This is a genomic window from Hydrogenophaga sp. R2, assembly GCF_049843595.1.
Taxonomy (GTDB): domain Bacteria; phylum Pseudomonadota; class Gammaproteobacteria; order Burkholderiales; family Burkholderiaceae_C; genus Hydrogenophaga.
In genome coordinates this window covers 248,573-262,359 of sequence record NZ_JBBHZN010000003.1, presented here as the reverse complement: position 1 = coordinate 262,359, position 13,787 = coordinate 248,573, and the positions used below count along the sequence as shown (strand labels likewise).

Below are 13,787 nucleotides of genomic sequence, written 5' to 3'. Positions count from 1 at the left end.
GTCACAAGCCCTGCGACTGCGGGGTGCAGACTGCCCGATCGGGTTTTCCCGGAGCCGAACTTAGAATGCGAAGTCTGCTTTCACATGGCAGAAAACCCACATCGCCAGGAGACACCGGATGAACAAGGACAACAGCCCCGAAAACAAGCGCGCCGAGCTGCGCCGTGCCGCGCTCGAGTACCACGAGAAACCGGTGCCGGGGAAGCTGGCGATTGCCGCCACCAAGCAGCTCACCAACCAGCGTGATCTGGCCCTGGCCTACTCGCCGGGCGTGGCAGCCCCCTGCGAAGAAATCGTGGCCGACCCGGTCAACGCCTTCAAGTACACCAGCCGCGGCAACCTGGTGGCCGTCATCACCAACGGCACCGCCGTGCTGGGCCTGGGCGACATCGGTCCGCTGGCGGCCAAGCCGGTGATGGAGGGCAAGGCGGTCCTGTTCAAGAAGTTCTCCGGCATCGATGTGTTCGACATCGAGATCAACGAGAAGGACCCGGACAAGCTGGTCGACATCATTGCCTCGCTGGAACCCACCTTCGGCGGCATCAACCTCGAAGACATCAAGGCGCCCGACTGCTTCTACGTGGAGCGCAAGCTGCGCGAGCGCATGAAGATTCCGGTCTTCCACGACGACCAGCACGGCACCGCCATCGTGGTGGGCGCGGCCATCCTCAACGGCCTGAAGGTCGTGGGCAAGGACATCAAGCAGGTCAAGCTGGTCACCTCGGGTGCGGGCGCTGCGGCCCTGGCCTGCCTGGGCCTGCTGGTCAAGCTGGGCCTGCCGCGCGAGAACATCTGGGTGACCGACCTGGCCGGCGTCGTCTATGAAGGCCGCACCGAGCTGATGGACGAGGACAAGATCCAGTTCGCCCAGAAGACCGACCAGCGCACCCTGGCCGAGGTGATTGCCGGCGCCGACATCTTCCTGGGCCTGTCCGCCGGCGGCGTGCTCAAGCAGCCCATGGTGAAGTCCATGGCCGCCAAGCCGCTGATCTTTGCCCTGGCCAACCCCAACCCCGAGATCACGCCGGAAGACGTGAAGGCCGTGCGCGACGACGCCATCATGGCCACCGGCCGCACCGACTACCCGAACCAGGTCAACAACGTCCTGTGCTTCCCCTACATCTTCCGCGGCGCACTCGACGCCGGTGCGTCCACCATCACCGACGCCATGGAGATCGCTGCGGTGCACGCCATCGCCGAGCTGGCCCAGGCCGAGCAGAGCGAGGTGGTGGCTGCCGCCTACGCGGGTGAAAAGCTGGCCTTCGGCCCCGAGTACCTGATCCCCAAGCCGTTCGATCCGCGCCTGATGATCAAGATCGCGCCGGCCGTGGCCCAGGCCGCTGCCGACAGCGGCGTGGCCCTGCGCCCGGTGACCGACATGGCCGCCTACCGCGAGAAGCTGCAGAGCTTCGTGTTCGCGTCCGGCACCATCATGAAACCCATCTACGCGGCCGCCAAGGTGGCGCCGCGCAAGCGCGTGGCCTATGCCGAAGGCGAGGAAGAGCGCGTGCTGCGCGCCTGCCAGATCGTGGTCGACGAAGGTCTGGCGCGCCCCACCCTCATCGGCCGCCCGGCCGTGATCGCCCAGCGCATCGAGAAGTTCGGCCTGCGCCTGCGCGAGGAGCTGGACTACGACGTGGTCAACGTCGAGCAGGACAACCGCTACCGCGACTTCTGGCAGACCTACCACCGCATGACCGAGCGCAAGGGCGTGACCCAGCAGCTCGCCAAGATCGAGATGCGCCGCCGCCTCACCCTGATCGGTGCCATGCTGCTGCACAAGGGCGAGGTGGACGGCCTGATCTGCGGCACCTGGGGCAACACCCACAACCACCTGGAGTACATCGACCAGGTGATCGGCAAACGCCTGGGCGGCAGCCCGCGCACGCCGCAGGACATTCCGGTCTACGCCTGCATGAACGGCCTCATGCTGCCGGGCCGTCAGGTGTTCCTGGTCGACACCCATGTCAACCACGACCCCACCCCCGAGCAGCTCTGCGAGATCACGGTGATGGCGGCCGAGGAAATGATGCGCTTCGGCCTGCAGCCCAAGGTCGCCCTGCTGTCGCACTCCAACTTCGGCTCGTCCAGCCAGCCCTCGGCCGTGAAGATGCGCCGCACCCTGGAGCTGCTGCGCGAGCAGGCGCCCTGGCTGGAGGTGGACGGCGAGATGCACGGCGACGTGGCCCTGGACGCCGACGCCCGGGCCGCCCTGATGCCCCACTCCACCCTCAAGGGCGCGGCCAACCTGCTGGTGCTGCCGAACATGGATTCGGCCAACATCGCCTACAACCTGCTCAAGACCGCCGCCGGCGGCAACATCGCCATCGGGCCGGTCCTGCTGGGCGCTGCACAACCTGTGCACATCCTGACGGCCAGCGCCACGGTGCGCCGCATCGTCAACATGACAGCCCTGACGGTGGCCGACGCCAACGCGTCGCGCTGAGCTCTGCAGCGATAGCGGGCACCAACTTAGGAGGGGTCGGAATGACCTTTCCGGTGCCCGCTTTTTGTGCAATAACTTGCATTTCCGGGCTGGTTAGGGCACACTCGCGATCTTGAATTTCAGGGTAAACCCGCCTCTCTCCATACCGATGGAGATGGCGGGTTGATCGCTTCAGGAGCAACAAACGTTCATGGGTCTGTGGCAGATCCGCCCCCACCGCAACGGTGATCGACACCGGGCCGGCAAAGGCTTCAAGGCGATGTTGGCGGCGGTACTGGCCGCAGGGCTGACGGCGGTACTGAGCACCATGCTGGTGCAGGCCCGCACGCCGGATCCGACGCCCCCGAGCGCCGTCACCGGGACCACCATCGCGTTGTCCGGGCTGCCGGTCCAGGGGCAGCAGGTGATGGGGCAGATCCTGCAAGGGGGTCCGTTCCGTTATGAAAAGGACGGAACCGTCTTCTTCAACCGCGAACGCTTGCTGCCCCAGGAGAAACGGGGTTATTACCGGGAATACACCGTGCCCACCCCAGGGCTGAAGCATCGGGGGGCGCGGCGTATCGTCTGCGGTGGTCAGGAGCCACGGCAACCGGATGCGTGTTACTACACCGAGGACCACTACGCCAGCTTCCGGCTGATCGTGCGGTGACCCCGGGGTCGTTGGATCTTTAACTTTGACTGTGGAAAGAAGAGCGGAGATGGACACGCCACTTCGTAATGTACGAACCAACATCGTTCAGTCGATTCGCGCTTTCGGCGTGAAGGAACTGCAGGCTGCGGCCGAACAGCTGGGTCATCACTTCCTCTACGCCAACCTGGCCAAGGCCCAGAGCAAGCAGGACGTGCTGGAGCTGATCGCCGCCCAGTACACGCTGCCGCCGCACTTCGGCAAGAACTTCGACGCCCTCTACGACTGCATGACCGACATGGTCCACAAGTCGGGTCCGCAGACCGGTTTCATCGTGGTGCTGGAGCACATCCCGGCCCATTCCAAGTTCGACAAGGAAGCCCGCGAGCAACTGCTCGACATCTTCCGCGACACCGCCGACTACTGGTCCGACCGCCGCATCCCGTTCCGCTGCTTCTACTCCTTCTCGGTGGCCCGCACGCCCAAGGGCGAGGAGCCGATCGAGGTGCAGAGCGAAGAGCCCATGCCCACCGACAAGATCCTGGACGTGAGCCCGATGGCGCTGCGCATGAGCAGCCCGTTCAACGCCGGGTACTGGCTCAACGCCGCCTGAGCAGACGCCCGTGAAGCCAAAAGCCGCTGACCCCAGCGGCTTTTTTCATGCCTGTACCGACAGGGCCAGCGCCACGTACTCGGCCACCGGCACTTCCTCGGCCCGCCGCTGCAGATCGAAGTCGCCCGAAAAACCCCGCGCCTCCAGCCAGCGGCCCAGGGTGTTGCGCAGGATCTTGCGGCGCTGGCTGAAGGCGGTCTGCACCAGCTCGCCGTACAGCGCCACGTCGATGGCCGGCGGCTGCGTCAGCGGGACCATGCGCACCACCGCGCTGTCCACCCGGGGCGGAGGGTCGAAGCTCTCGGGCGGCACGAACAGCACGTTCTCCATGGCGTAGCGCCACTGCAGCATGACCGACAGGCGCCCGTAATCGGCCGTGGCGGGCGCGGCCACCATGCGGTCGATCACCTCCTTCTGCAGCATGAAGTGCTGGTCGCGCACCACCGCCACATGGTCGAGCAGGTGGAACAGGATGGGTGTGGAGATGTTGTACGGCAGGTTGCCCACGATGCGCAGGGAGCCGGTGGCCTGCAGGCGCTGCGCCAGCGCCGTGATGTCGACCTTGAGGATGTCGGACTCGACCACATCGAGCTGCGGATGGGTCCGCAGTCTGGCGGCCAGGTCGCGGTCGAGCTCGATGACGGTGAGGCGCCCCAGGCGCTCGACCAGCGGCTGCGTGAGTGCGGCGAGACCGGGACCGATCTCCACCACCGGCTCGCCGGGCACCGGGCCGATGGCGGCCACGATGGCGTCGATGATGCCGTGGTCGGTCAGGAAGTGCTGGCCGAAGCGCTTGCGGGCAACATGGCTCACAGCTGGGGTTCTTCGCGGATCTCGACGTAGGCGCGGGCGCGGATGTCGCGGGCCCAGAGCTCCAGCGCTTCGTTGGCCTTTTTCTCGCGCACGATGTTGCGCACCGCTTCACGCTGGTCGCGCTGGCTCAAGGCCTGCTGGCGACGCTCGTCCACACGGATGAGGTGCACGCCGAAGCGCGAGACCAGGGGAGCCGACAGCTCGCCGGGCTTGAGGCTGTCCATGGCCTGCTCGAACTCGGGCACGAACTGGCCCGGCGACGCCCAGCCCAGATCACCGCCGCCCGGGGCCGAGCCGTCGGCGCTGTGCTCGCGGGCCAGGTCTTCGAAGCGGGCCTGACCCGACTGGATCTGCTGGCGGTACGCATTGAGCCGCTCGATGGCCTGGGCCTGGCTGAGCTGGGCCGAGGGGCGCAGCAGGATGTGGCGGGCACGGGTCTGGGTGACGGTGGCATCCACGCCGGCGGTGCGTTTCTCGACCACCTTGAGCACGTGAAAACCGGCGGGGCTTCGCAGGGGGCCGGCCACGCCGCCCACCGGCAGGTCCTTGACGCCGTTGACGAACAGCTCGGGCAGGCGGCTGGCCGGGCGCATGCCGAAGGTGCCGCCGCGGCTGCGTTCGGGGGCATCGGACATCTCGCGCGCCACCACGGCGAAATCCTCGCCGGCGCGCACGCGCCGCGCGGCCTCGTCGGCCTTGGCCTTGAGCGTCTGCACCTGGGTCTCGGACGCGCCTTCCGGCACGGCCACCAGCACGTGGCCCAGGTTGAGTTCGAGCGCGTCGGGGTTGTTGGCGGGACGCTGATCGCGCAGGTGGTTGTCGATGTCGGCTTCGCTGACGGTGACCTTGTTGATCACCTCGCGCTCCTGCAGCCGCTGCAGCGTGAGTTCGCGCCGTAGGTCGGCGCGGAACTGGGCCACGTCGGTGCCGGCATCGCGCACCAGGCGGCGGCGGAACTCGTCGCGGCTGAGCTGGTTCTGCGCGGCCACGGCGCGCTCGGCCTCGTCGATCTCGTTCTCGCTCACGCGGATGCCGACCTCGGTGGCGTACTGCATCTGCGCCCGTTCGGTGATGAGCAGTTCCAGCACCTCGGCCAGCAGCTGATCGCGCGTGGGCTGCGGGCCGCCACGCTGGGCCAGCTGCTGGGCCACGCGCTGGGCGCGTCGACGGATCTCGCTGTTGGTCACAGGCTCCGAGTTGACCAGCGCGACGATGTAGTCGGCGGTGCGGGCGGCTGGTGCTGCGGCAGCCGCCGGGGCGGGCGCAGCCGCGCGGCTGGTCTGCGCCGGGGTCGGTCCGGCCACCAGCAGGGCGGCCAGGGCCAGGGCGGAGGGGCGGAGCAGGGAGGTGCGATCAGTCATAGTTCTGGAACCGGCTGGGTGACGGCAAGGTCTCTTCGCGCAGGTACTGGTAGCGCGGGACGTTGTCCCTGAGGGTCTGCAGGGGGCTGGACCCGATGCGGGAGAAGCCGTTGAATTCAAGCTGGAACAGGATGCGCTGCGCGGCCGTGGCGGCGCTGCGCTGCAGGCGCTCCAGGACGATGCGCCCGATCCAGCAGCCACCATCGTACTCAAAGCCTGCCACCAGATCGACCACCTTGCGGTCGGGCACGCTGTAGTTGATGCGGCCCACGCTGTACCAGCGGCCGGGGCCCAGGGCCTGACCCGGCGTGGCACGGGCGGGAGCGTCGTCGGACCACGGCAGGCTCAGCGGCCACTGCCAGCCCACGTCGAACTGCTCGCTGCTGCCGCGCTGCAGGCGGTAGGCCGCGCTCAGCACCCGGTACGGCCCCGGCATGTAGCGGGTCAGCAGCGTGGTGCGCACCGAGTCCTTGATGGTCGGGTTGTACTGGAAGTTGGTGTCCACCAGCCACTGCGGGGTCCATTGCACCCGGGCCGCCAGCAGCACGTCGCTGAAGCGCTCGGTGACCGGCGCGCCGCCGGGCAGGAACACGTTCTGGTCGCGCAGCAAGTAGCGCTGGGCCAGACCCAGGCGCACGATCTCGGCACCGTCGCGCGGATCGAGCAGGCGCGAGCTCACGCCCACGGTGAGCGCCCGCGAGTCGGTGATGCGGTCGTTGCCGCCGAACACGTTGTCGCTGAAGATGGACGCGAAGTTGAAGTCCACCGCGGCCGAGTCGTAGTTGGGCAGCAGGCTCTGGTCGCGGAACGGCGTCCAGGTGAGGTAGGCACGCGGCTCCAGCGTCTGCACGAAGTTGCGGCCAAAGTACCGGGCATCGCGCTCGAAGACCAGACCGGTGTCCAGGCTGACGGTGGGCAGGGCGCGGGACGCCGAGGTGGCGCCGTTGCTCAGCGGCTGGTCGAACTGGTACTGGGTGAGGTGCAGCTTGGCGCCCGGCTGGATGAACCAGCCCGGCTGACGCCAGCGGCGCGACAGGCCGGCAATGGCCATGCTGCGTGAACCATTGGGCTGGCCGGTGGCAAAACGCAGGTCGCGCTCGAAGCGGGTGTGCTCCAGGTACAGCGACGGCTTGATGCCTTGCCAGCGACCGCCCTCGGCCTCGCCGGGACCGTAGCTGGCGATCAGCGACGGGATGCGGTCGTACGGCGGCGTGATGGGGGCCGTGACGTCCTGCAGGGTCTGCCAGGTGTAGGCACCGGCGCTGTAGCTCCAGGCGCCGCTGCCTCCGGAGAGCACCGCATCGCTGGGCAGCAGGCGGGTGGTCAGCGTGGGCAGGGCGCGGGGGAAGTCGCGCCAGTAGTCGTCGTCGCTGACGCGGTTGAGGTTCAGGTTGAGCCCGAGCGAACCGCGGCCACCCGCCCGGTTGAGCGCACCGGCCAGGTTCTGCAGGTGCTGCAGCGAGTAGCCCCAGCGGTCCTGGTTGCGCAGGCGGTCCGAGGGCATGTACGAGCCCCGCAGCTGACCGTTGAAGTCGGGCTGAAGGTAGCGGAACTCGGCACCCAGGTCGACGCCGCGCTTGGACAGCAGCGTGGGGTAGAGCGTGAGGTCGTGATTGGGCGCCAGGTTCAGGTAGTACGGAACCGTGACCTCCAGGCCGCTGATGCTGTCCAGGCCGATGCTGGGCGGCAAGAAGCCCGACTTGCGCGTGTCGGACAGCGGGAAGGTGAGGTAGGGCGCCCCCAGGATGGGCACACCCTGGAACTCCAGCACGCCGCCGGTGGCGCGGCCGGTTTCCTCCACGTTGTCGAACTCGATCTTGCTGGCGCGCACCATCCAGGCCGGCATCCAGTCGGCGCCCGGGGTGCGGGGGCAGGTGGAGTAGCGGGCGTCGTAGGCCACCGCGTTGTCCTTGTCCAGGAAGTCCACCCGGCTGGCATCGCCTTGCCCGCCGGTGTTGAGCAGCTGGAACGAGGGCTGGAAGAAGGTGCCCTTGAAGGTGTCGGTGTTCAGGCGCAGCTCGGGGCCGCTGAAGCGGTCGCCGTTGCGGTTGACCATGACGTCGCCTTCGGCGCGCGAATCGCCGGTGGACGCGTCGTACTCCAGCCGCTGGGCGCGGATCACGCTGTTGTGCCGCCGCAGTTCGGCGTTGCCTTCGACGACGGTGTTCGCCTCGGTCTGGCCTTCGATGCGGTCACCGCTGACGAAGGTGGGCGCCTCCTGCACGGCGCCGGGGTCCAGGCGTTCGGCGAGCTGGCCGCTGGGCCGCAGCTGCAGGGTCTCGACGGTCTGTGCCTGCGCGGACATGCCGAGCAGACCGCCGGCCACACAGGTGCCCAGCCAGCGCGCAGCCACGGCCACAGGTCGCACCGGACCGGGCTCGGCAAGCGGATTCGGGAGCGGGGGCGCGCGGCGTTTCAAGGTGGAGCCGATGGGGCGTTTGTAGAATCGACAGCCATTATCCTATGGCCCCTGCAGGGGTCCCGCCGCTCGCCATGACCTCCTCCCTTTCTGCCGTCACCTGGGCCGATCCGCAACGCGAGGCCGCCTTCGGCGCCTGGCTGCAACCCCTGGCGCAGCAGCTCGGACTGGTCGTCGACAGCCTGCGCCCCGCATCGGCCGACGCCAGCTTCCGCCGTTATCTGCGCATCGATGCGGCCGACGGGTCCAGCCGGATCGTGATGGACGCACCGCCGGCCCAGGAAAACTGCGAGCCCTTCGTGCGCATCGCCGGCCTCATGCGTGACGCCGGTCTGCGGGTGCCGCAGATCCTGGCCTGGGACGAGCCCCAGGGCTTCATGCTGCTGGACGACCTGGGCCACCAGACCCTGCTGGATGTCATCCTGCCCGAGCAGCCCGCCGCCAACCTGCCAGCTTACATGGCCGCCACCGATGCGCTGCTGGCCTGGCAGACCGCCTCGCGCCCCGGGGTGCTGCCTGCCTACGACGAGGCGCTGCTGCGCCGCGAACTGCAGTTGTTCCCCGACTGGTACCTGGGCCGCCACAAGGGCATCACGCTGCAGGGCAGCGCAGCGGACATGCTGGGCAAGACCTTCGACACCATCGTGCAGCGGGTGCAGGCCGCACCCCAGGTCTATGTGCACCGCGACTTCATGCCACGCAACCTGATGGTGCTGCGCGAGCCGGGCAGCACGCCGGCCACGCAGCTGGGCGTGCTCGATTTCCAGGACGCAGTGCACGGCCCGGTCACCTACGACATCGCCAGCCTGATGCGCGATGCCTTCCTGAGCTGGGACGAGGACTTCGTCATCGACGTGACGGTGCGCTACTGGGAAAAGGCGCGCAAGGCGGGCCTGATGGACTTCGAGGACTGGCACAGCGACTTCGGTGCCTTCTACCGCGCGGTCGAATGGATGGGTCTGCAGCGCCACCTCAAGGTGGCCGGCATCTTTGCCCGCATCACCCTGCGCGACGGCAAGCCCAAGTACCTGGCCGATGCGCCGCGCTTCATCGGCTACATCCGCGCCACCGCCCACCGTTACCGCGAACTCGCGCCCCTGCTGCGCCTGATCGACGAGGTGGAAGGCCTGCAGGCCGCCAGCGGCTTCGCCTTCGGCCGGGTCTGACCCGGCCCCGCCCATGACCCGCCTGTACTGCCCTGCCCCGCTGACCGCCGGGGCCGAGATCGATCTGCCTGAAAGCGCTGCCCGCCATGTGCAGGTGCTGCGCCACCAGCCCGGCGATGCGCTCACCCTGTTCGACGGCGGTGGCGGCCAGTGGCAGGCCACCGTGCTGGCCATGGGCCGCGGCCGGGTGCAGGTGCGGGTGCAGACCCATGAGCCGGTGGAACGTGAAGCCCGGCGGCCGGTGTGGCTGGCCCTGGGCATGCCGGCCAACGAGCGCATGGACTGGCTGGTGGAGAAGGCCACCGAGGTGGGCGTGGCCGGCATCGTGCCGCTGCACACCGCCCACGGCGTGCTGCGCCTCTCGGGCGAGCGTGCCGGCAAGAAACAGGCGCACTGGCAGGCGGTGGCCCAGGCGGCTTGCGAGCAGTGCGGCCGCAACCGCCTGCCCGAGGTGCAGCCGGTGCAGGACATCGCCCGCTGGCTGAGTGCCCCGGCAACGGTGCCGGTCGGGGCGCTGCGCTGTGTGCTGTCGCTGGCCGAGGGCACACGGCCGCTGGGCCAGGTGCTGGCCGAGGTGCCGGCCGATCGGCCGGTGGTGTTTCTCAGCGGTGCCGAGGGCGGCCTCTCTCCGGCCGAAGACGCACAGGCCCGGGCCGCCGGCTTCGTGCCGGTGACCCTGGGTGCACGCATCCTGCGCGCCGAGACCGCTGCGCTGGCCGCGCTCACGCTGGCGGTGCTCTGACATGAACCGCAACCTCTGGCTGCTGGCCGGCGCGCAAGGCCTGTTCCTGACCAACAACGTGGTGTTCATTGCCATCAATGGCCTGGTCGGCCTGTCGCTGGCGCCGCTGGGCTGGATGGCCACGCTGCCGGTGATGGGCTATGTGGTGGGCGGCGCGCTGTCGACCGCGCTGGTGGCCCGCACGCAGGTGCGGTTCGGCCGCCAGATCTCGTTCCAGATCGGTCTGCTGGTGGCGCTGGGCTCGGCACTGCTGTGCGCCTGGGCCGTGACCGAGCGCCAGTTCTGGTGGCTGGTGGCCGCCACGGTGGTGGCCGGTTACTACAGCGCCAATGGCCAGCTCTACCGCTTTGCCGCCGCCGAGCTCTGCCCGCCCACGTTCCGCGAGAAGGCGGTGTCGCTGGTCATGGCCGGTGGCCTGATCGGCGCGGTGCTGGGGCCCAACCTGGCCAGCCGCACCCGCGGCCTGACCGAGGTGCCGTTTGCCGGCGCCTACCTGGCCCTGGCCGTGGTGGCGCTGCTGTCCATGCTGCTGATGGCGGGCATCCGCTTTCCGGCGGTGCCGAAGCGTCAGGCCAGCGACGACCCGGGCCGCCCCCTGCGCGAGATCGTGCGCCAGCCGGTGTTCATCGTGGCCGCCGCCGGCGCGGCCCTGGGCTACGGCGTGATGAACCTGCTCATGGCCGCCACGCCACTGGCCATGCAGGTGTGCGGCTATCCGTTCGAGGACGCTGCCCTGGTGCTGGAGTGGCATGTGATCGGCATGTTCGCGCCGGGCTTCTTCACCGGCCACCTGATCCAGCGCTTTGGCGCGCTGCGCATCATGGGCACGGGCGTGCTGCTGAACGCGGCATGCATCGCGGTGGCCTTGTCCGGCATCGAGCTGCACCGTTTCCTGATCGCACTCTTCCTGCTGGGCGTGGGCTGGAACTTCCTGTTCACCGGGGCCACCACGCTGTCGCTGCAGGCCTGGCGTCCGCAAGAGAAGGACCGCGCGCAGGCAGCCATCAATTTCGCGGTGTTTGCGGTGATGGCCCTGAGTTCGTTTGCCTCGGGCGCACTGGTCACCAGCCAGGGCTGGCAGTGGCTCAACGCCGGATCGCTGGTGCCGGTGGCGCTGACCGGCCTGGCGCTGGTGTGGCTGGCACGGGTGCGCCGGCGCGAAGCCGCTGCCGCTGTCTGAGACCGCGCCTCAACGGTCGGGCGGGACCAGGCGGTCCAGCCAGGTGTGCAGGGCACCGATGACCGGGGTGGTGTCGGCCTCGTTGAAGATCTCGTGGTACAGCCCGTCAAAGCAGCGGGCCTGCACCCAGCGCGGCGGCGCGGTGCTGGCAAAGCGCCGGCTGCCCTGGGGATCGACCAGGCGGTCGTCACCGGCGTACAGCAGCAGCGTGGGCAGGTTCCATTGCGGGGCACTGGCCAGCACGCGCGGGCCCCGGCTGCGGATGAAGTGGGCCAGCCGGGCGGTGATGCGGTTGTGCACCAGCCGGTCGCGCTGGTACGCCTGCACCACCTCGGCGCTGTGCGAGATCTTGCTGGCGTCCAGCCCGTTGCCCAGGGCCAGGTCGGGCGCCACGCGCAGCATCAGGTCCAGCAGCCGCCGCTTGAGCCAGCCCAGCCCGGGGTCGAGCGCGGGCGAGGACAGCACCAGCGCGTCGACCGGAGGACGGGCCGCGCCCAGGTGGCGCTGCACATAGGCGGCCGACACCAGGCCACCCATGCTGTGTCCCAGCAGGATCAGCGGACACGACCAGGGGGTGGCGATGTGGTGGCGGGTGTCTTCGACCAGTTCGTGCAGGTCGTCCAGCAGCACGTCGTCGTAGGGGATGGCGCCATGCGGACCGGCCGATTCGCCATGACCGCGCTGGTCGTAGGCGCGCACCGCAAAACCCCATTCGTTGAGCTGCTGGGCCAGCGGGTCGTAACGCCAGGCGTGCTCGCCCAGGCCGTGCACGATGAGCACCACGCCGCGCGGGCGCCAACGCATGGGCAGCGGCCAGTCGTACAGCGCCAGGTTGAGGCCGTCGCGCAGGACGAAAGGGGCCTGGGTGGTGTCGGTCACGGCGGCGCCTTCAGGGCATGCGGGCAATGACCTGGGCCACGCTGGCGGTCAGGCGCCGGGCGTAGTCCAGGTGCAGGAACTCGTTCGGCCCGTGGGCATTGCTGCGCGGACCCAGCACCCCGCAGACCATCATCTGCGCCGTGGGAAAGCCCTGGCTGAGCAGGTTCATGAGCGGGATGGTGCCGCCCTGGCCGATGGTGCCGCAGCCGGCGCCGAAGTGGGCCATGGAGGCGTCCTGCAGGGCCTGTTCGAACCAGGGCGTGGTGGCGGGCGCGTTCCAGCCGCTGGCCGAGCCTTCGCCCTCGAAGGTGACGCGGGCCTGGTAGGGCGCGTTGTCCTCCAGCAGGGTCTTGAGCTGCTGCACCGCCTGCGCGGCGTCCACCAGCGGGGGCAGGCGCAGACTGAGCTTGAAGGCGGTGTAAGGCCGCAGCACGTTGCCGGCATCGCGCAGGGCGGGCAGGCCCTCGGCGCCGGTCACGCTCAGCGTGGGGCGCCAGGTGCGGTTGAGCAGGGCTTCGACCGGATCGGTGGTGGTGGGCAGGGCAAACACGGTGGAGCCGCCGCAGTCGTGGTGCGCCCACGGAAAGCGCCGGTGCAGCTCGTCACCCAGGATGGCCGCCGTGGCCTGCGCCTGCGCGATGCGTTCGGCCGGGATCTCGCAATGAAACACCGAGGGCAGCAGGCGGCCGCTGGCGCTGTCCTCCAGCCGGTCCAGCACCTGCCGCATGATGCGAAAGCTCGACGGCACCACACCCGAGGCGTCACCGGAGTGCACGCCCTCGGTCAGCACCTCCACCTTGAGCACGCCGCTGGCCATGCCGCGCAGGCTGGTGGTGAGCCAGAGCTGGTCGTAGTTGCCGGCGCCGCTGTCCAGGCAGATCACCAGGCCCACATCGCCCAGCCGGGGACGCAGCGCGTCCACATAGGGCAGCAGGTCTTGCGAGCCGCTTTCCTCGCTGGTCTCGATCAGGCCGACGATGCGCGGATGCGCCACGCCCTGGGCCTGCAGCGCCTCGATGGCGGCGATGCTGGCGTACACCGCATAGCCGTCGTCGGCGCTGCCCCGGCCGTAGAGCTTGCCGTCCTCGATCTTGGGGGTCCAGGGGCCGAGGTCGTTGCGCCAGCCGTTGAATTCGGGCTGCTTGTCCAGGTGGCCGTACATCAGCACGGTCTGGCCGGAGGCGGGTGGCGGGCTGCCGTCGCGGCCACCGCTGGCGGGCAGTTCAAAGAACAGCACCGGGGTGCGGGGGCGGCCCTGCGCATCGTCGAGCCGGATCACCTCCAGCGACAGACCCGGCACGCGGCGGGCGGCCACCCAGTCGGCCGCGTCCTGCAGCACCCGGTCGATCAGGCCATGGCGGGCCCAGTCGGGGTCGAAGGCAGGGGACTTGGCCGGCACCTCCACGTACTTCACCAGCGCCGGCAGGATGCGCTCCTGCCACGAGGCATCGACATGGTTCTGCAGGGCAGCGGCGTTCAGCGCGCCGGCGGGCAAGGGGGCGTTCATGGGCGTCTCCTGAGACGGCGGCGGGGGCCACCG

10 protein-coding genes and 1 pseudogene are annotated in these 13,787 nt (G+C 69.2%); 6 read left to right on the top strand and 5 right to left on the bottom strand.

The features are described from left to right. Nucleotides 1–118 precede the first annotated feature (118 nt). The 3 genes and pseudogenes from WD026_RS12565 to WD026_RS12555 all read left to right on the top strand — a co-directional run. A complete protein-coding gene (locus WD026_RS12565; protein ID WP_425723998.1) occupies nt 119–2,446 on the top strand; it encodes an NADP-dependent malic enzyme in 2,328 nt (775 codons plus the stop codon). 190 nt (nt 2,447–2,636) lie between these two features. After that, complete coding sequence (locus WD026_RS12560; protein WP_425723997.1) at nt 2,637–3,095, top strand: ribonuclease domain-containing protein; 459 nt, start codon at nt 2,637–2,639, stop codon at nt 3,093–3,095. Nucleotides 3,096–3,144: 49 nt separating this feature from the next. Further along, nucleotides 3,145–3,540 (top strand): annotated as a pseudogene (locus WD026_RS12555) (barstar family protein); the annotation flags it as partial. A 192-nt stretch (nt 3,541–3,732) separates the two neighbouring features. On the opposite strand, the gene rsmA reads toward WD026_RS12555, so the two are convergent. Genes rsmA through WD026_RS12540 form a run of 3 tightly spaced genes read right to left on the bottom strand, consistent with a single transcriptional unit; the run spans nt 3,733 to nt 8,220 of the window. Further along, nucleotides 3,733–4,500 carry a 16S rRNA (adenine(1518)-N(6)/adenine(1519)-N(6))-dimethyltransferase RsmA gene (gene rsmA / locus WD026_RS12550; RefSeq protein ID WP_425723996.1) on the bottom strand — a complete coding sequence of 256 codons (768 nt, stop codon included), beginning with the start codon at nt 4,498–4,500 and terminating at the stop codon, nt 3,733–3,735. After that, the gene (locus tag WD026_RS12545; RefSeq protein ID WP_425723995.1) at nt 4,497–5,861 is read right to left on the bottom strand and encodes a peptidylprolyl isomerase; all 1,365 of its coding nucleotides are present in this window, start codon (nt 5,859–5,861) and stop codon (nt 4,497–4,499) included. The genes rsmA and WD026_RS12545 overlap by 4 nt, the downstream gene beginning before the upstream one ends. After that, nucleotides 5,854–8,220, bottom strand: coding sequence for an LPS-assembly protein LptD (locus WD026_RS12540; protein WP_425723994.1), 2,367 nt, complete (start codon nt 8,218–8,220; stop codon nt 5,854–5,856). Before WD026_RS12540 ends, WD026_RS12545 begins: the two co-directional genes overlap by 8 nt. 134 nt (nt 8,221–8,354) lie before the next feature. Between WD026_RS12540 and WD026_RS12535 the strand changes: the two genes are divergently transcribed. The 3 genes from WD026_RS12535 to WD026_RS12525 are packed head-to-tail and all read left to right on the top strand — an operon-like array spanning nt 8,355 to nt 11,368. Further along, nucleotides 8,355–9,446 carry an aminoglycoside phosphotransferase family protein gene (locus WD026_RS12535; RefSeq protein ID WP_425723993.1) on the top strand — a complete coding sequence of 364 codons (1,092 nt, stop codon included), beginning with the start codon at nt 8,355–8,357 and terminating at the stop codon, nt 9,444–9,446. A gap of 13 nt (nt 9,447–9,459) precedes the next feature. Then, the gene (locus WD026_RS12530) at nt 9,460–10,188 is read left to right on the top strand and encodes a 16S rRNA (uracil(1498)-N(3))-methyltransferase (RefSeq protein ID WP_425723992.1); all 729 of its coding nucleotides are present in this window, start codon (nt 9,460–9,462) and stop codon (nt 10,186–10,188) included. 1 nt (nt 10,189) lies between these two features. Further along, a complete protein-coding gene (locus WD026_RS12525; protein ID WP_425723991.1) occupies nt 10,190–11,368 on the top strand; it encodes an MFS transporter in 1,179 nt (392 codons plus the stop codon). Nucleotides 11,369–11,377: 9 nt separating this feature from the next. Here the strand turns inward: WD026_RS12525 and WD026_RS12520 are convergent, their stop codons facing one another. Beyond that, the gene (locus WD026_RS12520) at nt 11,378–12,247 is read right to left on the bottom strand and encodes a lysophospholipase (protein WP_425723990.1); all 870 of its coding nucleotides are present in this window, start codon (nt 12,245–12,247) and stop codon (nt 11,378–11,380) included. A 10-nt stretch (nt 12,248–12,257) separates the two neighbouring features. Beyond that, nucleotides 12,258–13,754, bottom strand: coding sequence for a M20/M25/M40 family metallo-hydrolase (locus WD026_RS12515; RefSeq protein WP_425723989.1), 1,497 nt, complete (start codon nt 13,752–13,754; stop codon nt 12,258–12,260). Nucleotides 13,755–13,787: the final 33 nt, after the last annotated feature.